Here is a 21,461-nt window from a genome sequence, read left to right on the forward strand (position 1 = left end):
CGCATGCCGGGGGAGCCGTTCCGTGAAGCATCGCTAAGCGCAGCACTGCTGCGAGGTGTGATGCTTCACGGTGGTTGCCCACGGCGGCAGGCGGCGCTGTCTCTAGGTGCCTCGGGGCCGTATGAACTCGGCCGCGGGCACAGCAAAAAGTCTCCATGTCCACGCTGCATTGCAAGCGTGGTGCATGGAGACTCTTTGTCAAGCCACAGGGCGGTTGCACACCGCCAGGGCTTGAATTACATTTTGTCCGGTGCGGATACGCCCACCAGACGAAGCGCTGTTGCGATGACGGTGCGTACAGCACCGATCAGCGCCAGACGCGCCTGGGTTTGTCCCGCGTCTTCCGTAATGACGCGCTCTGCACGATAGTAACTGTGGAACAGGGATGCCAGTTCATATACATAACGAACAATACGATGCGGCGCATATCCCGTAGCGGCAGTCGCGATTTCTTCAGGCAGTTCACCCATTTTGCGAAGAAGGTCATATTCATGTTCCGTGGTCAGCTTCGAAAAGTCGATCTGTGACAATGGCAACAGTTCAATGCCTTGTTCTTCTGCCTGACGGTATACGCTGCATACCCGAGCGTGAGCGTATTGTACATAGAATACAGGGTTTTCATTGGACGTCGAAATCGCAAGGTCCATGTCGAAGTCTAGATGAGAATCCATGCTGCGCATGGTAAAGAAGTAACGAATGGCGTCAATGCCTACTTCGTCCATCAGATCCTCCATCGTTACCGCCTTGCCGGTACGCTTGGACATTTTCACTTTCTCGCCGTTCTGGAACAAGCTCACCATCTGTGCAATCAGCACGACCAATTTCTCAGGATCGTTGCCCAGTGCTTGCATGGCCGCTTTCATCCGTGGAATGTAACCATGGTGGTCTGCTCCCCAGATGTTAATCATCGTGTCGTATCCACGCGCATATTTATCACGGTGATAAGCAATATCCGGCGTCAGGTACGTGTACGTTCCATCGTTCTTAATCAATACACGCTCTTTATCGTCACCATACTGCATCGTTTTCAACCAAGTTGCTCCGTCTTGCTCATAGATTTCATTACGATCACGCAATTCGTCAAGTACACGCAACACTTCTCCGTTATCATACAGTGAAGTTTCGCTGAACCAGATGTCGAAATTGACACGGAAGCGATTCAAGTCACGTTTGATCTTGTCCAGTTCTTTCTCCAAACCGAAGTCGCGGAAGTAAGCCGCACGGTCACCTGGATGCATGGACAGCAAAGAATCGCCTTTCTCAGCCACTAGCTCCTTGGCAAACCCTTTGATATCCTCCCCGTGATAACCGTCTTCCGGCATCTCTGCGTCTTGGCCCAGTTCCTGCAAATAGCGAGCTTCAATGGAACGAGACAGATTAAATACCTGATTACCCGCGTCATTAATGTAGTATTCACGTGTTACATCATATCCGGCATAGTCGAGGATGTTGCAAAGCGCATCACCCACAGCCGCTCCACGCGCATGGCCCAGATGCAGACTGCCTGTCGGGTTGGCACTGACAAACTCCATCTCGACCTTGCGCCCTTCACCAACATTGATTCTTCCATAATTCTCACCCTGCTCATGCACAAGCCCCAGCACAGGATAGAGATAACTCTTGTCCAACTTAAAGTTAATGAATCCCGGTCCAGCAATTTCCGCTTTCTCGATTCCAGCTTCAGCCAGGTTGAGATTGGCAATAATCTCTTCTGCAATCTGGCGTGGATTACGCTTGGCAATCTTGGTCAGTTGCATAGCGGCATTGGTCGCCAAATCGCCGTGTGTTTTCTCGCGTGGTACTTCAAGGGTGATGGTTGGTAGATCCTCCTGCGCAACAATGCCAGCAGTCACAATGGCATTGCCGATGGCTGTACTTACCCGTTCGTTAATCGTATCTAATGGATTACGTGTCATGAAATTGGTTCCTCCTGTATATGCAAACTAATCGCGAAATGTCCGGATTCTTCGTCAAAGCGGTAAAAGTCGTAGCTCCACGCTGCGCGTGCGCTCAATCCCTGAATGGAAAGTTCCAGCTCCTGTGTATGCGTGGACAAGGCAAACGACATATACGGCGAGCGGTAAAAACCAGGAAGCTTGCGGTTTAACTCAAATGTTTGCTCCGATTCCACCTCACCGTGACGTATAATCTTGATGGATTGTCCGCCCAGCTTCAATGTTGTTCGGGTAATTCCGCCCTCGGGGCCAGCCTGTGGCTCTTCATAACGAACATAGAGCACAGATCCCTTCAATACGGCTTCACCCTGCATTTCCTGCAGTACATCTTCACCTTCATAACGGCTGTGCAGCCGGATCTGAACCGGTCGCATGTTCGACATGAATGTTAACCTCCATTATATTCGAGGCGACGCAAAATCAGGCACGGCCGGTGAGAACAGCCCTTCCTGTATTGTTGTGCCGCTATACGCGCTCATATTCCCGGATAGCTCGCTATCCTACACTCTACTGTATAACTATATCCAGTTCACCCGCTCAATTCAAATCCAAATTCAGAGTTTTTGCCCATCGGCACCAAAAAAAGCAGAGCTTCACCTGTAAAGTGCAGCTCTGCCTTGCTTCATTAATAAAGAAATACATTCTGGATCAGGTCCATCGCGGCTCATATGGAAACGGACAGGTCGACTCTACCAGCTTGGCGCGCACCTGTACGAGACAACCACAATAACGGCAGGTTGTACCGTATTGTAACCCTGGACAATTAGAGCAGGTGGATAACCGACGATCATATTCAGCATCATCAACGGCCGGACGTGAGCGTGAGGCCAGCTCCACGAGCCGGTCCATCTTGGCTTCACTAATCTTCACATCATATTGATCATTACATCCCTTGCATGGTTCCCGTTTCCCAGCACTTCTACTCTGCACAGATGAATCCATCTGATTATCCCTTTATAGCGACCACACCAACCGAGGCCGGAGGCAGTACAAAACGCAGTTTGTTATTTTCGAGTGTAATACCCTTCCATTCCGCAGGTTGAACCTGATCCGGCTGTTCAAATGTGTTGAATGCACTATAATCTGCGTGATGCAGAATTCGTCCCGATACAGCAGAAGCATCCGTTGATTCAATCTGACAAACCACTTCAAGCTCATCCGTATGACTAAGGTTACACGCCGTCACATGAATAACGCCTTCATTGCTGCGAGAAGCCGACAAACTCAGTTGAGGAATGGTCTCTTCTCCGAAAGTGTATCCAGGGCTCTCGTAATTCAGTTCCAACCTCTGCGCGTCCATGTGCACCTGATACATATCAAACACATGATATGTAGGCGTAAGCAGCATCTTCTCTCCTTCTGTCAAAACCAACGCCTGGAGAACATTGACGATCTGCGCAAGATTGGCCATATGCACTCTTTTATTATGTTGGTTAAAAATATTCAGATTGATCCCGGCAAGTACGGCATCACGCATCGTATTTTGTTGATACAGGAACCCTGGATTCGTACCTGGCTCAACGTTATACCACGTTCCCCACTCATCCACGATAATACCAACTCTGCCCTCAGGATCATATTTGTCCATAATCTCGGAGTGCTTCACAAGTAACTCTTCCATATATAGCGTCTTTTTCAAGGTGGTGAACCATTCAGCTTCTCCGAAACCTGTAGCCTGGCCTTTATCTGCCCACTCACCTGTTGGGATGGTGTAATAATGCAGGCTGATTCCATCCATAAAACGACCGGCTTCCCGCATTAACACCTCCATCCAGTGATAGTTGTTGTCATTGGGCCCGCAGGCGATTTTATAAATTTCATTTCCAGAATAATTGCGTACATATGTAGCATAACGACGATATTCATCTGCGTAGTATTCCGGACGCATATTACCGCCGCAACCCCAGTTCTCGTTCCCCACACCAAAGTATTTCAGCTTCCATGGCTCTTCTCGGCCGTTGCTCTTCCGCCAGTTCGCCATCGGTGATTCCCCATCAAACGTGATGTACTCCACCCATTCCTGCATCTCCTGCACTGTACCGCTCCCCAGATTGCCACTTATATATGGCTGCGTATCAAGTAGCTCACATAGTCTCAAGAATTCATGGGTACCAAAATGATTGTTCTCTTCTACCCCGCCCCAGTGCGTATTGATCATCCGGGCGCGCTCACTTTTTGGACCTACGCCATCTTTCCAGTGATATTCGTCGGCAAAACAACCTCCAGGCCAGCGAAGTACGGGAATATGGAGTTTTTGCAGTGCAGTAAGAACATCATTTCGGATACCTTCTGTATTGGGAATAGGTGAGTCCTCCCCCACAAAGATGCCTTCATAGATACAGCGTCCCAGATGCTCTGAGAAATGACCATATATATTGCGATTTATTAATCCTTGTTCCGAATCAGCCTTTAAAATAACATCAACCATAATTTCAACCTCCCAAATAGTATTGTTATCGCTTACAATAACTTGTTTCTGAACAGGATTCAACCGTTTTTATTTAAGCAAAAACAAGCCCCTTCCGGCTTCATTTGTCCGAAAAAGGCTTGTTTGTATGCTCTGGCCTCATCAGGCCAAATTAGTTAAGATTTATACTCTTTTAGATTGAAATCGCCTTAAAATTATTCCATGGCATGACGCCATTTACTCGTTTTCAGCGGGCAACAACATTTTTTGCTTCCATGTTGTTCCACCATCTGTCGTCTCATAAATCGCAGGTGAATTGTCGCTTGTTACGACGAGCCAACCTATTTTGGCAGAAGGAAACGAAATGCGAGAGCTATAACCTGGATCTTTCAGTTCAATATTTTTCCACGTGGAACCTGCATCATAAGAACGCCCAATCCCCACTTTGCCTGCTGCAGGTGATCCTGCAGAGAGATAGGCCGTCTGATTACCGATCAACGACATGTTCCCTGGGTGACCCCCCGGGTCTGCGGGGCCTTTTCCATTCCCTGTGCTGCTTGCACCTGGAGCCGGGCCACCACCTGCTGTCGATTGAGCAAAGGCCTGTCTCCAATTCTTGCCCTCATTTCCGCTCGCGTAGAGGGAATACGACTGCTGGGACATCCCTGCGTCGCCATACAGAAGAGCCCATACCTGGTTACCACTTGCGTATAAATCTCCACCGCTCCAAGTTGTTGAGGCTACCTTCAGCGATTGCGTCCAGTTCTTACCGCCGTTACTTGTCTGCATGATACGGTAACCTGCACCAGGAGCCACTATAATGGCATAACCTTGCTTCTCTGTCGTGAACACAGCTCCGCGTGTATTGGCTGGTGTGGAGATTCGATTCCATGTTTCACCGCCATCCTTCGTCAAATAAGCTCCGTTATAGGTGTATCCAAAGCCTTCGTTTTTATTGCGAAAATCAATACGTTTAAATTGTACCCCTTTAGTATCCATCCGTGTCCAGTGCGCGCCACCATCCGTTGAGCGGATGAGATATGTCGTTGGAGTATCCTTTACCTGAGCCAAAGCAAATCCATTCACATTATTCGGGAAATCAAGTTGTGTGAACTGCCATTGGCCTGTATAGATGGACTGCCAAGTGCAACCTGAATTCGATGTACCAATGAGGAATCCCTCACCAGCAGCCCGTCCGGTTGTACTGTTTAGAAAATCGATATCCGTAAATTGCAGTCGTTGGTCTTCCACACCACTGCCTTTTTTCAACGTAGCTGTTAATCCGTGATCTCCACTTCCACATGTTGGGGAGGATGCAGCATTAGCGCCGGGTAGAGTATGTACCGGTCCCAGTCCCCAAGCCAATGTTACCGATAGTGCGAGTGCGCCAATCCGTTTCCATGTCGTTCTGCTCTTTGTTGTCATTGTGACACCTCCTTCTATGTTTTTACCCCATTTCGCAGGATTTAACGTAACAATTTGTTTATCGCGCATGACATTATTGCAATAAAAAAACCACTCATGCCCACATTTTTTATCTCATGGGCATGAGTGGTTCATCATTAATCTCTGATAAGAGCTGAATTAAATGGGATATGTCTTAAAAGCAATGATCACAAAAGTGATACTTAAAAAAAGACACAGGACAAAATGCAGTTTATTGTATTTAAGTGTTTTGATGCTAAAGGCAGCATATAACATGGCGAGATTAGCCAGTATGAACGTTAAATTGATGAACAAAGTCATTGTTATTATAAGATTGATGGTAAATATCATAAGTACCGCTATGAACCATTTGGGATACATGCTCAATTGAGCCCGGATTGCATGCATAACAAAAACCCCTTTCCTCTATTTCCATATTATACATAAATATTAAGATAGAGTCATCCCAAATACGTGTTTTCGCTTAACACCCGGACGGAATCATATAAACACAAATGGTAGAGAGACGGGAACGTACGTGCTATAATTAATATTATGGACTTTGAATTGCAAGCGAAAACCCACCTCATAAGGTCGGAAGCCTGACGTGGGTTTCGCTTGAATATCCATATTTAATTCTTGCACGCCGGGGCAATCCACAGTCTTTCGCGGTCCTAAGAGTCTTTACCGTTGGCGCGGTGGAGGCTCTTTTTTAGTATATGGTCGAACCCAATCACCCTATACTTCACGAATGAGATCAGGAGGCAATCACAAAAAAACGCCCTCTCCTACGCAGGCTTCAACCTGACGCAGACAGAGGACGCTGTTATTTTGCGATTACTTCACGAATCCAAGCAGCATTTCACGGATCATCTTCGCAGCCACAATTTGTGTCTGTTCTGTAGGATCGTAAATCGGCGCTACTTCAACCAGGTCACAACCAACCACATTTACATCTGATCCTGCGATCATGTGAATCGCTTCAAGCAGTTCCTTGGACGTAATACCGCCCGCTTCTGCCGTTCCTGTACCCGGAGCCGCAGATGGATCAAGTACATCGATATCGATTGTAACGTACACCGGACGGTTACCCATTTTCGGAAGAGCTTCCTTCATCGGAGCTGCCACTTCAAACGGATAGAAGTTGATGTTCTCCCGTCCGAATTGGAACTCTTCACGGGAGCCGGAACGAATCCCGAACTGATAAATATTTTTGCCACCCATCAGTTCAGCTGCTTTACGCACTGGCGTTGAGTGAGACAATGGCTCGCCTTCATAGTTTTCACGAAGGTCGGCATGTGCATCAATATGGATCAGGATAAGGTCGGGATATTTTTTGTACATTTGCTGAATGACAGGCCAAGTGACGAGGTGTTCCCCGCCGAGACCAATCGGGAATTTATCGTCAGCCAGCAGGCCACCGATGTATTCTCCGATGACTTCGAGACTGCGTCCTGCGTTACCGAAAGGCAAAAGCAGATCCCCAGCGTCAAAGTAAGTCATATCCACAATGCTTTTATCCAGGTAAGGGCTGTACTCTTCAAGTCCAACCGACGCCTGACGGATATGAGAAGGACCAAAACGGGACCCTGGACGGAAGCTGACGGTGTAATCCATCGGCATACCATAAATGACCGCTTTGGAGTTCTCATAATCCTCTGAACTGCAAATAAACACGTTACCTGAATAAGCTTGATCCAATTTCATCTAATTATTCCTCCTTATTTCGTAAGGTCTTCCACGAATTTAGGAAGAACGAACGCCGCTTTGTGCAGACGTGGAGAGTAATATTTCGTATCCATCTCTGGAATCTGCGTCTCGTCCACCTCGAGCGGATTATGTTTTTTGCTACCCATTGTAAAAGTCCACAGACCACTTGGATACGTAGGGATATTACAGCCGTACACATGTACGATCGGGAAGATTTCTTTAACGTCTTTGTTTACCTTTTGGATCAGATCCGCTTTAAACCACGGGTTGTCCGTTTGAGCAACGAAGATCCCGTCTTCTCTCAGCGCTTCATAGATACCTTGGTAGAAACCGCGTTCAAACAGCGGAGCAGCCGGACCTACAGGCTCTGTGGAGTCAACGATGATTACATCGTATTCATTTTTATGCTCTATAATATGCATGTAGCCGTCGTTCACCAGCACTTCAACGTTAGGCTCGTCCAACTTACCGGCGATTTCAGGCAGATACTTTTTGGAATATTCAATCACTTTCCCATCGATTTCGACGAGAACTGCTTTTTCTACAGCAGCATGCTTAATGACTTCACGGATAACTCCGCCGTCACCGCCACCGACAACCAGCACCTTTTTCGGGTTCGGATGTGTATTCAGCGCAGGGTGAGCCGCCATTTCGTGATAAACGAACTCGTCTTTCACCGTCGTCATCACCATGCCGTCAAGCAGCAACATATTGCCGAATTCTTCGGTCTCTACCATAGCCAGATCTTGAAAATCCGTCTTTTCGCTTACATAGGTCTGTTTAATCTTCGCGGTGATTCCGAATGCGGGGGTCTGTTTCTCCGTAAACCACAATTCCATAATCTCTACCTTCTTTCCGTAAAGTTTATATAGATTATATTGACCAGAGCGTACATAGCGTCTGACTAATCAAAGAATCCAAGCGCTGACAATGGGTACTGTTCGACCTTCCTTGCCTATTGTATGTTGTGCCGAACTGTTACTTTTCATTACCCTTTTGCATTATACGCGATTGACGTTTATACTGCAAAACGGTTTTTTTCTGCAAAAAAGCTATATTTTAAACCGTTGAACGGGCGAATTGAATATCCGTGTCACTGAATTCCCATACTGGAAAGAAAAGAAAGGAGCCCGTTCCATGACCCAATCAAGCCAAAAGACCCGCAAACGCGGGTTCCGCACATGGAAAGTCATCAAAAGCCTAGCTTTGCTCGCTATTCTCGGCCTAATCGCCACGGCAGCAGCATTGGTCTATCTATACGCCACCAGCCTGCCACTGGCCGACTCCGACCGCAATTCCAGGCTGCTGGACAGCCAGGGGGAAGTCATTGCCACTTTCTCGGCAGGCGGCAAAGACTCGGTACCCGTACAGTTGGGAGATATTTCACCTGATTTGGTTAACGCTACACTTGCTGTAGAGGACCGCAAGTTCTATGATCATATCGGCTTCGACATCCGAGGGATGGGACGGGCTGTACTCGTCAACCTGGAACATATGCAGATGTCCCAAGGAGCAAGCACACTGACCCAACAGCTCGCACGCAACTTGTATTTATCGCATGAAAAGACATGGACCCGCAAAGCCAAGGAAGCCATGTACACGGCACAATTGGAGATGAAATACAGCAAGGATGAAATTCTGCAGATGTACCTGAACGAAATTTATTACGGTCACGGCGCCTACGGGATCGAAGCAGCCTCACGGATGTATTTTGGCAAATCCGCCAAACAGTTGACGCTTGCCGAAAGTGCCATGCTTGCAGGGATTCCAAAGGGGCCGACCTACTATTCTCCATATAATCATATGAAGAACGCCAAGGACCGACAGAAGGTTGTATTGAATGCCATGGCTGACGTCGGCAAAATTACGCAAGCGGAAGCAGACAAGGCTTATGAGGAAATGCTTTCGTTTAAACCGGAAAGTGAACGCAAAACTGTGGAAAGTGCACCTTATTTCCGCGATTATATCCGTAATCTGGCCATCAAGGAGTTGGGGATCAGCGAAGCGATGCTGGATCATGGAGGATTGAATATATACACCACGCTGGATTTGCGTGTGCAAAAAGCGGCGGAAGACGCCGTAGCCAAAGGTATGGACGCCAAAAGCGAGCTCGAAACCGCGCTGGTATCAATCGATCCCCGAACCGGTTATATCAAAGCGATGGTGGGCGGCAAAAACTACCGCACCAATCAGATTAACCATGTACTGGCGACTACACGCCAGCCGGGATCTGCTTTTAAACCAATTATGTATCTGGCTGCCCTGGAATCGAAACAGCTCACCAGTGCATCCATGTTTAAAAGCGAGCCGACCCTGTTTCATTATGACAATGATCGCAAGACCTATAAGCCTGGTAACTTCGGAGACAAGTATTTAGGTGAGATTGATCTGAGACAGGCTATCGCCGCTTCGGACAACATCTACGCGGTAAATACGATTATGCAGATTGGACCTGAACAAGTGGTGAAAATGGCCAAAAACCTAGGGATTACGAGCAACATGAGCCCGGTACCTTCCCTTGCACTTGGCACCTCACCCGTTAGTCCACTGGAGATGGCTTCAGCATTCTCCGCTATCGCCGCAGGTGGGCAAAGAACACCTCCTGTAGCCATTCTGCAAGTGACGGATGCCGCAGGACGAGTCATCTATGAAGCACCTCAGACCAAGGCCGAGAGGGTTGTTGAACCGGCTGCCGCTTATGTATTAACACGGTTGATGGAAAGTGTGTTCGAAAATGGTGGAACGGGTAATCGAGTATCAGCAACCATTAAGCGACCTGTCGCCGGCAAAACGGGGACAACCAATACGGATGCTTGGCTAGTCGGCTTTACTCCAGAGCTCTCAACGGCTGTCTGGGTCGGTTACGATCAAGGCAAAGCCATTTCCACATCTGACGGGCGTCGGGCGGCACCCATGTTCGCCCAGTTTACGGAACAGGCCCTCGCCAGTGTTCCACCGAAGATTTTCACCGTACCGGATAATGTCGTCAGTGTATATATCGATCCCGAATCCGGCAAACTGGCTGGCAATGGCTGCGCCGAGAAACGGCTGGAAGTTTTTATTGATGGCACGGAACCGACCGAGGTCTGTCGCAGCGCTTCAGACGACTCGGGTTCAGAGAATGATAAAGACAGTCGCGAAGTGCAAAACCAGCAGGGAATACAGGAAGAGAAACATTCTTGGTGGAAGGATTTCAAACGCTGGTGGGTGGAGTAACCAAAGTGACGTAAATGCGTAATGACGTAATTGCGTCAGCTTCTGTAAAATTTAATTTTAGCATAGAAGCAAAAACCCCGAACCGATCATCTCGGTCCCGGGGCTTTTGCTTCTTTTTTTTGAACAACTTTGAACATTCATAAATTAGGCGAGCGCTTCTTTCAATTCATCCGGAGAAGCGTTCCACCATTCTTCGTTATGCGTAGTCAATAACGTCTTGAGTGCCGCGCGATCCTCAGGTCCAAGGTCATCCAGCATGAACCGGCGCTTCATGGCATAATCCATGCGGTTCACATGTTCGGCCAGCAGTTTCCATCCACGACGCGCTTCTGTATCAATCCACATCTCACACGCTGTTGCTCCACCATAGAACTGCCCCTGTTCGTTACGGTCCACAGCTACCCATACCAGCCATACCTGGCGTCCATTGGGTACGTCCTCACGGTTGGTTGAGAACTTGATGTTGCGCTCCACTTTGCTCTTTGCATGCATCGCACCAATATCGATCTTGGCTTCTCCGTTATCAATAATAACTGGAGAAAGGTTGTTCAGATCTATGGAACCTGCACCGAAGCCTTTGTGTTTGCTCTTTGCACTAACGATATTCAAGGCAATCTGTTTTTTGCCGTTTTGCTCGTTTTGGTCCATGTTTATAGCCTCCAAGGGTTGATACAAATATTTTAACTAATAATCGCTCCAATGCAAACATATACATGCTGTAGATGCTTGTCAACGGGAGGTATTTAACGATGATTCCACGACGCGCCAAGAGCTGGCTCACCGCAATTATAGCCCTGTGTGTAGTTGCCGGGGGGATATGGCTTGGTCTGGGCTCCACACGTTCCATTCATTCTGACTTGCCTGCGCTCGCCCCGGAATCGGGCAAGCCTACGGCACCCGTCAAAACCCAAACATCTCCGGAAAGTATACAGACACCTACAGCTGAAGTGTTCAGCAACCGCGTAGTGGAATATCACATGGATGTGAAGCTGGTAGACGGAAATGTATTGCAAGGGACTCAGACGATAACCTGGACACATCCAGGTAAGAAAACCGTCAGCGAGCTTTATTTTCACATGTATCCCAATGCCTTCTCTTCTGCTGACACCACTTTTATGAAAGAATCCGGGGGGAAACTTCGCGGTGATGTTATGCCCACGAACGGTTATGGTTCTATGCATATTACAGAAATGAAAACAGAGGACGGGCTTTCTCTCTTGCATCGGATGCAATATGTGCAACCGGATGACGGAAACATGAAAGATACTACCCTCATTAAGGTACGGCTGCCCAAACCCGTTAAAGGCGGTGAAAGCATAACGCTTCACACCCAATTTGAGGTCAAGCTACCGAAGATTTTTGCCCGCATGGGAACGGCAGATCATTTTGTTATGGCAGGTCAATGGTTCCCTAAACTTAGCGTATATGAGCCAGTAGGCACACGAGGTCGGACGACCGAAGGCTGGAATCTGCATCAGTATCACGGCAATTCAGAGTTTTATGCCGATTTCGGTATCTATAGTGTGCGTATTCGGGTACCGGAAACATACAAAGTAGCTGCTACTGGATTCCCAACCCAGCAAGCTGTTGTGAAGAACGGCGAAAAAGTATATCAGTTCTATGCCGATGATGTGCATGATTTTGCCTGGTCAGCCTCTCCTGATTTTGTTTATGCGGAAGAACCCTTCTCTGCTCCCAATGTGCCAGGCGTCCGAATCAAGCTGTATCTCGACCCTGCTCATGAGGACCTGAAGGAACGTTATTTCTACGCCGCCAAAGCAGCGTTATCCAATTATAGCAAGTGGTTTGGCCCTTATCCGTATTCCACACTGTCCATCGTTGTCCCGCCCAAATCGGGGAATGGCGCAGGGGGAATGGAATACCCTACCTTGGTCACCGCTTTCGGTGCGGATGATTCTACACCTGGTTACGATCTGGAACGCACGGTTGTGCACGAGATTGGGCATCAGTATTTTTACGGCATGGTCGCCAGTAATGAATTTGAGGAGGCTTGGCTGGACGAAGGATTCACCTCCTATGCAGAAGACAAAGTGATGGAACAGGAATACGGACTTATCCCGAATCTGCCTGTACAATCAGGTCTCATTACTTCTCCAGCCTCTCTGACACAGGACTCCTGGAAGTTCGATTCCCAGAATCAATATGCCGCCAACGTATACACACGAGGCAAGCTTGTATTACTCGGGATAGAACAACAAGTTGGTGCCAAAACGATGGAGCGTATTCTCTCGACCTATGTAAAGAAATACCGTTTCAAACACCCTACTTCGTCTGATTTTCAAAAGGTCGTGGAGCAAGTAACCCGTACCTCCTGGACCGATTATTTTAATCAATATGTATACGGTGACGGCATGGCTGACTTTGCAGTGGAGAAGATCACAATCAATCCTACCCTGAAAGACGGTCAAACGTTGTACGAGTCATCCATTACAGTCCAGAAAAAAGGCAGTGAATATAAGAAGGTGCCTGTTCGAATTATGTTCGAAGATGGGAAAACCATGACGAAAGAATGGGATGGCAGCGAGGAGCGCATTACCTACAAACTGACCTATACTTCCCCTGTTTCCTGGGCCATGACTGATCCGCTGTACACGATTGTGCTGGAGAACCATCATATGAACAATTTTCTGAAAGCCGGACTGGATGAGCCAACCAAATCCCGCTGGAGCATGAGTGCAACCAAACTTATAGAAGCCATATTCGGAAGTCTGTCATGGTGAGGTGGATACAGTGAAAGCGAAAATACGTGAAGGCTGGTTTCTCGTCCGTCAGCATATGTTCATTGCAGCACTCTTATTTCTCTATCAATTAGTATGGGGATACTTTCTTTATCGAATGGTTCAATCAGCTGTGGTTCCGCTACTCCTGCGTTATCCCGACCCTGATGCAGGGGAACTCAGTACAATTTTATTCAAAATGGAGAGCCAACTCGGCCTGACAATGAATCCAGAGGTCCATCGCTATTTATGGATTTTAGGGGCTATGCTGCTGCTACGGATGCTAATTAGCCCTCTCATTCAGGCAGGGCTGCTCTACTCGCTCCAGCATTATAATCATTCGGAAGAGCGCATTCCATTCATTCGCGGCATCAAAAATTTGTGGAAACCAATGCTTCTGCTCCACACTATTCGCACCCTATTGCTGCTGCTACCGGCTTATTGGATCGCACCAAAACTTTATTCCATCCTTATGGAAGGTTTTCATTCCCTCCATCTGCTCCTGCCTGGTATTCCCTATGTTGCTGGTTGGATTGTATACGGGTGGGTTATCCATCATGTCCTGCTGTACATGCAGTTTGGTATCTCGGCTCCTGATGGGGAAGGCGGAGCACGTGGTACGTTTCAAGCTCTATGGATTGCACTACGCCAGGTCATCACTCTAATTGGCATTGCCGTACTGCTGGGTGGCCTTCATCTCCTGGTCTTTGGCGCCTTCACTTCAGCTTCATGGTTACTAACGGGCTTAACTGGTCTTATACTACAACAGACGTATCCACTTGCCCGGTGCTTGCTGAGCTTATGGAAGATATGCGCCCATTTCCGGTTATGGCAGTCCAACTCGGTCAAGGATTAACGTGCACAGTTAAAAATGGTTACCATCTATATGTAAAGTTGTTTTCATCAAACACCTTTAAACAAGCAAACCTCGACCTTTCCCCGTCAAAGGTCGAGGTTTTTTTTGCTAATTTTGCTGTTAAACGTTGCCAAAGTGATATACCTCTGTTACAATAATCGCAGTGAGTTTTTAGTAACAACTTTGTAATCTTTACCTTCATATTTGTAACTACTTAAAATTTAATCGTCATTTCTTGATTTCGCAGGTGCATAACTAGCATAGCCAAATTCCTAGCACCTGGGAAGCGGGGGAACCAGTTATGGGTGAATTGATCTTGCAACAGAGGGATCATAGGGGACCTTCAACCGAATCCTTAAGCTAACCTCGCAGGCATTGGAAGGGGTATATCTCTTGTTTAAGAAGAAATTAACCGCAGCTGTACTCAGCATCACATTCGCATTATCGCTTGGAGCAGGCAGCGCATTCGCAGATTCAAAAATGGACCAAGTCATTGATTCAGCAATGGGAACTACATACAAAAGCGGAGGAACAACGCTTAACGGCTTTGACTGCTCTGGGTTCACAAGTTATGTATTCGACAAGCTGGGTATTGATCTGGCTCGCCAATCGAGCTCGCAATTCGACATGGGTGATTCAGTATCCCGTATGGAAATGAGACCAGGTGATCTGGTATTCTTCAATACAACGGGCAAAGGGGTCTCACACGTAGGGATCTTTGTAGGGGATGGAAAGTTTGCACACTCCTCTTCTTCCAAAGGAGTTACAATCAGTGCATTAAGCGAAAGCTACTGGGCTAACCGCTATGTTGGCGCTAAACGCATTATGAGCACGGACGCATATGAGACATTGGCCATCGACTAGGGACAAGCTGAGCAACGTCATGCTGTAACAATAAAACTACTGTAACGAAGCATAATAGAACCGTCTGGTACATTCTCCGCAGGAATGTATCCGGCGGTTTTTTTGTGCTTCGTTTCCTTTAACGTATTCGGGACAGCTATCAAACCTAACTTTAACTTTTTTTTAAAAAGCTAATTTTCGTTGCTTTGTCCGTGCTCTTATAATGTTTTTACCCATCCCACTATAATATAAACGAAATTACCGGAACTTTTGTTTCACTTTTTTTTCAAAAACGAGGACTTGCCAAATGAACGCCTCTTTTGTAGAGTGGAAACAAGCTTAGATATGGAATGACATATGTATATGGACAAATCAGAATCATTATAGCTTGTTCACAATGAGAGGAGCGTGCAGTTGTATGGATGAAGCCCCTGTGACGTTTCACGTTGTGCCCATGCAAGAAGAACATGCGGAGCTCATCTGCAATTGGCAGTATGACCCGCCTTATAATATTTATAGCTGGCTACCCTGGGAGCAGATGAAAGCACTCGAAGTAGAATTCGGCGATCCCCAGCTGCGGAAGGAACAATATGTGGTGGTGCTGGGAGAGAATCAACAAATTTGCGGCTTCGCTCAATACTTCCCACTTGAAGGTGTCACCCGCATTGGGCTTGGCATGCACCCGGAACGATGTGGTCATGGTCAAGGAACGGCTTTTGTCTCCGCCATTGTGCAGGAAGCCATTCGCCGGAACCCTGCAAACGAAATCGATCTGGAAGTTCTGACCTGGAATGACCGGGCCATTCGCGTCTATCTCAAAGCCGGATTTGTTACGCAGGATACATACGAACGACAGACACCAAGCGGTTTGAAGCCCTTCTACTGTATGGTCTATGAAGGTCCACGCGGATAAAAAGAGCTTAAAATCACCCTAGAAAGTCCCCGGTTATGTGATTAGTTCAAAAAATTACCACAAAATGCTATGATGTCACTACAGGTTCCGTTATAATGATATGGATAGTTTCAAGTTAGATGATCTTTCATTCTGGAGGGGACATAAGGGATGCACAAATGGATCATGAGCGGGGTATTTTTTGCAGCGTGCGCTTTAGCTATTGTACTAATGTTTACGCTTCCAGGGAAAGAGGAAGTTGCAGAAGAAGCGAAACCGACGATGCCGCAAGTTACAATGGATGCAGGACAGGCTGAGGCACTGGTCAAAGCCAACTGTATTACCTGCCACGGTGATCAGCTTCAAGGGGGTATGGGCCCTAGTCTGCAGAAGATTGGTAGCCAGGACGATGTGGAGAAGATTTATACCACGATTGTCAAAGGTAAAAGTGGCGGTATGCCTTCGTTCAAAGACAAGCTGAAGGATGAAGAAATCGCGAATATTGCGATGTGGCTGGCGGAGAAGAAGTAATCGAAGAAGTCTTTCAAGGCGATTAGTTTGTGGCGGTTCATGTATATTGAGTGTGGGTGGCCTTAGTCACCTCTTGCTCTTTATGCATGCTCTAAACCATGCTGACGCTAGACGCACAACGTAGGCAACCCGTATTCGTATTGCAGGGTTGCTGGATTTATCAATGGTTATACAGAGAAGAGGCTCTTACTCTCCCGTACAGGGAAGTAAGAGCCTCTTGCTCATTTCAGGGATGCTCCGATGAAAATATCCACTATGCTGTGGCTATCTAGATGCATTAGCGTATCCTGCCTGCCCTCCGGCCTCTGATTCAGCTAAAGCAAGCATCGATTACTGGCTCTTTGCCTTCTGCTCGGCAAGGAAAGCCTGCACTTCACGTGCGGACGGCATCCCGGACTGGGCGCCGAGCTTCGTCACGGACAACGCGGCTGCGCCCATGGCGAAGCTTACCGCCGCGTCCAGCGTCTCTCCGCGCGCGAGGGCTACTGCCAGCGCGCCGTTGAAGCAATCGCCAGCGCCGGTCGTGTCGACGGCGCTTACGGCGTAGCCGGGCGCACGGCACGCGCCGGCACGCCCTGCCTGTACGCGGCCGCCAGGCGCTGCCGCGTACACAGCCCCCTCGGGGCCGAGCGTCGTGACGACAGCGGCCCCGAGGGATGCGGCGAGCTCTGCGACCGCCGCATCCACGTCTTCCGGCCGGAGATCATCCCGGCCGGTGAGCACGGCGAGCTCGCTGCGGTTCGGCGTGACAACGTCGACGCACCGCAGCAGCTCCTGGGGCAGACCCGGCACCGCAGGCGCCGGGTTGAGCACCACCAATGCGCTGCCTTCAGCCGCCAGTTGGGCGGCGCGGGTGACCGCGGGCAGCGGGATCTCTAGCTGCAGCAGCACCGCTGCGGCTGCAGTCAGGCTTTTTAACGTATCCGCCTCTTCCAGCATCACAGGCACAACCTGCCCATTTGCTCCAGGAATGACAATAATCCGGTTATCTCCTTTGGAGAGCCAGATGGAGGCCGTACCTGTAACGGTATCATCCAGAATGCGAACTTGCGAGGCATCCGCCCCGCTTTCCATTAGACTGTGCAGCAGGCGTTCACCAAAACCATCCGAACCTACCGCACCAATCATCGTTGTCTGTCCGCCCAGTCGTGCAGCAGCAACCGCCTGATTGGCGCCTTTGCCCCCGGCCAAATAGTGCAGTTCCTCCCCGCTCACCGTCTCGCCTTCCTCAGGAATGATGTCCGTCTTCACCACCAGATCCATATTAAGGCTGCCTACGACAGCAATAAGAGGTTTGTTCTGATTATCGTCTGACATGTATGTTTCACTCATTTCCGGTAGTGCGATAATAACCGATCCAGGTTATTCCGACCTCATTTTCTCAAAAGCCTCATTATATTGTTGCGCTTCTTTAATATCTACAGATGTGATGCCACCTTCATCCCATGACGTGAGACGCAGTGTGACCGTTGTATAGTCAATTGTAATGAAAGGATGATGATTGAATGCTTCCGAAATCGCTGCGACCTCATCCACAAATGCAATCCCTTTCATGTAGTTGGAAAATACGAACTTGCGGACAATCCATCGTCCCTCTTCCAGTTCCCAGCCTTCCAGCCTTCCCAGATGAGCTTCGACTTCCTCTTGCGTAAAAACCATACGTTATCTTCCTCCCCATATGATGGCTCATCATAGACAACTGTCCATACTGCCACCGAAACCTTTGGTGCTACCCATAGCAACCCAAACGCATAGGTCCACCGCCCTGCGGTTCGCCCGTTTCATGACTATCATCTTACCACGGACAAGCCTCAAATTCCAATAGTACAAATGGCGCTAGATCCACTAACCATAAGGCTTTAGGGAGATTCTCCAACTCAGGTTTCCATGCCAAATATCTTATGGGTACATACTAAATGAGCGGTACAAAAGTCAGCTCTTCTTCCCCAATTAAGATATGAATTCGGTGCTGATCCTTGTCATGAATGACCACTCCACTTCCTACCGGAATGACCGACTCCTCACCCAGTGCATAGAACAGATCTTCAGCGAGCGCCTCATCTACTTCAAGTTGCTCTGTTACACCAAGGCGTGACCATTCTTCCTCATCCATCTCAAAGAAAACATAGCGGTCCGGTATTCGTCCTATAGCCTCTGTCAAATCTGTCAATATTCCTTCATAATCTCGTCCATGCTTTACGCCCATTGGCTTTTCACTCCTATTTAGCCCCTAAGGAGCAGATTTGATCTTATTATACCTGAAAATAACCCTTAAAAAAAAAGGCCATCTGGTCGATAAATACTATACATGACCGTTTTAACTGTTTCTGCAACCCTAAAGGATGCCTAACATTAAACGGATTGCGGTGTAACGTTCGTCCGGAAGCCCGAATAAAGCCGCTTGAAAGGATTCAATTTTATCTCATGGATGAGGTGTATGATGGAAATTTCAACGATTATCGGACTAGTTTTAGGGCTGGTTTCACTTGTAGTGGGTATGTTCCTGAAGGGTGCGCCCCTTATCAACCTGGTTAACAACCCGGCAGCCTACGTTATTATTTTTGTTGGTACGGCAGCAACTATTTTCATGGCATTTCCCATGTCTGAAGTTAAAAAAATCCCCAAGCTATTTGGGGTACTGTTCAAAAAGCAACAACTGATTGACCGTGTTTCTCTAATCGGCACATTTATGGACTGGGCTTCCACCACCCGTCGTGAAGGTTTGCTTGCACTTGAATCGAAAGTCGAAGATATTGATGATCAGTTCCTGCGCGGCGGTATGCGTATGATTATTGACGGAAATGATCAGGAATTTGTAAGTGATGTACTCATGGAAGATATTCATGCTACAGAAGAGCGCCATCGTGGCGGTGCCTTGATCTTCGCCCAAGCGGGTATGTACGCACCAACGCTCGGGGTACTCGGGGCCGTTGTAGGTCTCATTGCAGCGCTTGCCGATCTCAGTGATATGGAAAAGCTCTCGCATGCGATTGCAGCGGCGTTTATCGCGACACTTCTCGGTATCTTTAGTGGTTACGTGTTGTGGCATCCAATGTCCAATAAGCTGAAGCGGATGTCCAAAAAAGAGATGGAAATCAAGCTGATGATGGTTGAAGGCTTGTTATCCATACAATCTGGTGTATCCACCATTGCCATTAATCAAAAATTATCTGTATTCCTGACACCTTCCGAACGTAGACAGTTGGAAGAGAAGGAGGGCTCATCAGGTGAAAAAGGCTAAAAAACACGAACCGCATGAAGAACATATAGACGAGAGTTGGTTGCTTCCCTACTCTGACTTGATGACGTTGCTGCTCGCTCTGTTTATCACATTATTCTCTATGAGCTCTATAGATGCAACGAAGTTTGAACAGATGGCTTCCGCACTGAGCAGCGCATTGAATGGTGGTTCGGGTGTACTGGATCATACCTCCATGAACCCTACAGAATCTACTATAGATTTGGGTAAGAACAAACAGCAGCCTGAAGATATCAAGAAGACAGCCGCTCAGATTACAGATGCGCAGATGGCTCAGAAAGAACAGGAAGATCTGGAGAAACTCAAGAAACGGCTTGATCAATATATTCAGAAAAACGGTCTCTCCGATCAGCTGAATACGAAGCTGAATCAGTCTGAGCTCAAAATCACGATCAGTGATAACGCCCTGTTCTCCTCAGGCCGGGCTGATGTTAAACCAGAGTCACGCTCGCTGGCCAAAGCCATCTCGAGCATGCTGCAGGAGTTTCCGGAATATGAAGTCGTAGTGTCTGGCCATACTGATAATGTTCCCATTTCGAACAGCCAATATAAGGATAACTGGGATTTGAGTGCCGATCGAGCACTGAATTTCCTCAAAATTCTGTTATTGAATGAGGCGCTGGACCCTTCGAAGTTCACACCTAGCGGTTATGGAGAGTATCACCCAGTCGCTAGCAACCAAACAGATGCTGGACGAGCTCAAAACCGTCGGGTAGAAGTTTCGATTATCCGGAAATATCAGAGTAACAACACGGCCGTGAAAGCAGTCGGAAAAGATAACTAAAGAGTTGTTCGTTGTAGCAAAGTAATGCTTAAGTCACTCTCCTTCATTACAGGGGAGTGACTTTTTTCTATCCACTGATATGAAAAAGCGCTGCTTCCCTTGAGGGAAAGCAGCGCTTTGGATATCATCATTTATTCCATATTATAATCTAGCAAACTGCTTAGTTCCGACTTTTCAGCGGGCGTTAGTTCTCTCCAGTTCCCTGTGGCCTGTTCACCGAGATGAATGTTCATAATACGAATCCGCTTCAACTTCCGAACCTCATAGCCAAATGCACTGCACATCCGGCGAATTTGACGGTTCTTTCCCTCTGTCAGAATAATGCGGAACACCCGCTCTGATATACGAGTCACCGTACAAGGCAGCGTCATTTCGCCAAGGATCTTGACTCCTGTGCTCATGCCTCTTAAGAAACTCGGCGTTACCGCACGATCCACGGTGACAATATATTCTTTCTCATGACGTCCTTCTGCCCTCAAAATTCGATTGACGATATCACCGTCATTGGTCATAAGAATCAAACCTTCCGAATCCTTATCCAGGCGTCCAATGGGGAAAATACGCTCTTTGTGCCCTACAAAATCAACGATATTCCCTTGAATGTGCTGTTCGGTTGTACTCGTTATTCCGACAGGTTTATTGAGTGCAATATATACGTGTTTCCGTTTTTCCTTAATAGGTTGACCATTAATTCTTACATCATCGCCATCTTCTGCTTGACTGCCCAGCTCGGCCTTGACTCCATTAATCGTTACTTTCCCGCTTTCCACCAATCTGTCGGCTTCTCGACGGGAACAAAAACCCGTTTCACTGATAAATTTATTAATACGCAAAAGGTAATCTCA

20 protein-coding genes and 1 riboswitch are annotated in these 21,461 nt (G+C 47.8%); of the genes, 8 read left to right on the top strand and 12 right to left on the bottom strand.

Annotated elements, in window-relative coordinates; all coding sequences use genetic code 11:
• Positions 1 to 236: 236 nt before the first annotated feature.
• The 7 genes from argS to speE form a co-directional block, all read right to left on the bottom strand.
• On the bottom strand, positions 237 to 1,916 hold the full coding sequence (gene argS / locus MHB84_RS12475) for an arginine--tRNA ligase (RefSeq protein ID WP_076292190.1): 1,680 nt from the start codon (positions 1,914 to 1,916) through the stop codon (positions 237 to 239).
• Positions 1,913 to 2,338, bottom strand: a complete 426-nt coding sequence (locus MHB84_RS12480) for a DUF1934 domain-containing protein (protein ID WP_063567645.1) — start codon at positions 2,336 to 2,338, stop codon at positions 1,913 to 1,915. The genes argS and MHB84_RS12480 overlap by 4 nt, the downstream gene beginning before the upstream one ends.
• Positions 2,339 to 2,603: 265 nt before the next feature.
• Positions 2,604 to 2,897 (bottom strand): DUF6171 family protein, encoded by a 294-nt coding sequence (locus MHB84_RS12485; RefSeq protein ID WP_076292191.1) that lies wholly within the window; start codon positions 2,895 to 2,897, stop codon positions 2,604 to 2,606.
• A 4-nt stretch (positions 2,898 to 2,901) separates the two neighbouring features.
• Positions 2,902 to 4,383 carry an alpha-N-arabinofuranosidase gene (locus MHB84_RS12490; protein WP_076292192.1) on the bottom strand — a complete coding sequence of 494 codons (1,482 nt, stop codon included), beginning with the start codon at positions 4,381 to 4,383 and terminating at the stop codon, positions 2,902 to 2,904.
• A gap of 216 nt (positions 4,384 to 4,599) precedes the next feature.
• Positions 4,600 to 5,787: a WD40/YVTN/BNR-like repeat-containing protein gene (locus MHB84_RS12495; protein WP_076292193.1), complete on the bottom strand. Its 1,188-nt coding sequence runs from the start codon at positions 5,785 to 5,787 to the stop codon at positions 4,600 to 4,602.
• 837 nt (positions 5,788 to 6,624) lie between these two features.
• Entirely contained in the window at positions 6,625 to 7,494 is an 870-nt protein-coding gene (speB, locus tag MHB84_RS12500; protein WP_024628791.1) for an agmatinase, read from the bottom strand.
• Between the two features lie 14 nt (positions 7,495 to 7,508).
• Positions 7,509 to 8,336 (bottom strand): polyamine aminopropyltransferase, encoded by an 828-nt coding sequence (speE, locus tag MHB84_RS12505; protein ID WP_064641349.1) that lies wholly within the window; start codon positions 8,334 to 8,336, stop codon positions 7,509 to 7,511.
• A gap of 298 nt (positions 8,337 to 8,634) precedes the next feature.
• Between speE and MHB84_RS12510 the strand changes: the two genes are divergently transcribed.
• Positions 8,635 to 10,713: a transglycosylase domain-containing protein gene (locus MHB84_RS12510; RefSeq protein ID WP_076292195.1), complete on the top strand. Its 2,079-nt coding sequence runs from the start codon at positions 8,635 to 8,637 to the stop codon at positions 10,711 to 10,713.
• A gap of 144 nt (positions 10,714 to 10,857) precedes the next feature.
• On the opposite strand, the gene MHB84_RS12515 is transcribed toward MHB84_RS12510, so the two are convergent.
• Positions 10,858 to 11,361, bottom strand: coding sequence for a YwhD family protein (locus MHB84_RS12515; RefSeq protein WP_076292196.1), 504 nt, complete (start codon positions 11,359 to 11,361; stop codon positions 10,858 to 10,860).
• 101 nt (positions 11,362 to 11,462) lie between these two features.
• On the opposite strand from MHB84_RS12515, the gene MHB84_RS12520 reads away from it, so the two are divergent.
• The 5 genes from MHB84_RS12520 (at position 11,463) to MHB84_RS12540 (ending at position 16,573) form a co-directional block, all read left to right on the top strand.
• Positions 11,463 to 13,454 carry a M1 family metallopeptidase gene (locus MHB84_RS12520; RefSeq protein WP_076292197.1) on the top strand — a complete coding sequence of 664 codons (1,992 nt, stop codon included), beginning with the start codon at positions 11,463 to 11,465 and terminating at the stop codon, positions 13,452 to 13,454.
• A gap of 10 nt (positions 13,455 to 13,464) precedes the next feature.
• Entirely contained in the window at positions 13,465 to 14,307 is an 843-nt protein-coding gene (locus tag MHB84_RS12525) for a hypothetical protein (protein ID WP_076292198.1), read from the top strand.
• Between the two features lie 252 nt (positions 14,308 to 14,559).
• Positions 14,560 to 14,697: riboswitch (cyclic di-AMP (ydaO/yuaA leader) on the top strand.
• Between the two features lie 3 nt (positions 14,698 to 14,700).
• Positions 14,701 to 15,171, top strand: a complete 471-nt coding sequence (locus MHB84_RS12530) for a C40 family peptidase (protein WP_076292199.1) — start codon at positions 14,701 to 14,703, stop codon at positions 15,169 to 15,171.
• A gap of 397 nt (positions 15,172 to 15,568) precedes the next feature.
• The gene (locus MHB84_RS12535; protein ID WP_076292200.1) at positions 15,569 to 16,063 is read left to right on the top strand and encodes a GNAT family N-acetyltransferase; all 495 of its coding nucleotides are present in this window, start codon (positions 15,569 to 15,571) and stop codon (positions 16,061 to 16,063) included.
• Between the two features lie 150 nt (positions 16,064 to 16,213).
• The gene (locus MHB84_RS12540) at positions 16,214 to 16,573 is read left to right on the top strand and encodes a c-type cytochrome (RefSeq protein ID WP_063567633.1); all 360 of its coding nucleotides are present in this window, start codon (positions 16,214 to 16,216) and stop codon (positions 16,571 to 16,573) included.
• A 330-nt stretch (positions 16,574 to 16,903) separates the two neighbouring features.
• Here the strand turns inward: MHB84_RS12540 and rbsK are convergent, their stop codons facing one another.
• The 3 genes from rbsK to MHB84_RS12555 all read right to left on the bottom strand — a co-directional run bounded on the left by rbsK (position 16,904) and on the right by MHB84_RS12555 (position 18,779).
• The gene (rbsK, locus tag MHB84_RS12545; RefSeq protein WP_076292201.1) at positions 16,904 to 17,890 is read right to left on the bottom strand and encodes a ribokinase; all 987 of its coding nucleotides are present in this window, start codon (positions 17,888 to 17,890) and stop codon (positions 16,904 to 16,906) included.
• Positions 17,891 to 17,935: 45 nt separating this feature from the next.
• A complete protein-coding gene (locus MHB84_RS12550) occupies positions 17,936 to 18,232 on the bottom strand; it encodes a 4a-hydroxytetrahydrobiopterin dehydratase (protein ID WP_064641360.1) in 297 nt (98 codons plus the stop codon).
• Between the two features lie 253 nt (positions 18,233 to 18,485).
• On the bottom strand, positions 18,486 to 18,779 hold the full coding sequence (locus tag MHB84_RS12555; RefSeq protein ID WP_063567630.1) for a hypothetical protein: 294 nt from the start codon (positions 18,777 to 18,779) through the stop codon (positions 18,486 to 18,488).
• A gap of 234 nt (positions 18,780 to 19,013) precedes the next feature.
• On the opposite strand from MHB84_RS12555, the gene motA reads away from it, so the two are divergent.
• Both motA and motB read left to right on the top strand, forming a co-directional pair.
• Positions 19,014 to 19,814 (top strand): flagellar motor stator protein MotA, encoded by an 801-nt coding sequence (gene motA / locus MHB84_RS12560; RefSeq protein WP_024628803.1) that lies wholly within the window; start codon positions 19,014 to 19,016, stop codon positions 19,812 to 19,814.
• Positions 19,801 to 20,616, top strand: coding sequence for a flagellar motor protein MotB (gene motB, locus MHB84_RS12565; RefSeq protein WP_076292202.1), 816 nt, complete (start codon positions 19,801 to 19,803; stop codon positions 20,614 to 20,616). Before motA ends, motB begins: the two co-directional genes overlap by 14 nt.
• Before the next feature lie 131 nt (positions 20,617 to 20,747).
• Here motB and rluF read toward each other — a convergent pair whose 3' ends face one another.
• Positions 20,748 to 21,449, bottom strand: a complete 702-nt coding sequence (gene rluF, locus MHB84_RS12570) for a 23S rRNA pseudouridine(2604) synthase RluF (RefSeq protein ID WP_076292203.1) — start codon at positions 21,447 to 21,449, stop codon at positions 20,748 to 20,750.
• Between the last annotated feature and the right edge of the window lie 12 nt (positions 21,450 to 21,461).

The organism is Paenibacillus sp. FSL F4-0087, from assembly GCF_038020215.1.
Taxonomy (GTDB): domain Bacteria; phylum Bacillota; class Bacilli; order Paenibacillales; family Paenibacillaceae; genus Paenibacillus; species Paenibacillus taichungensis.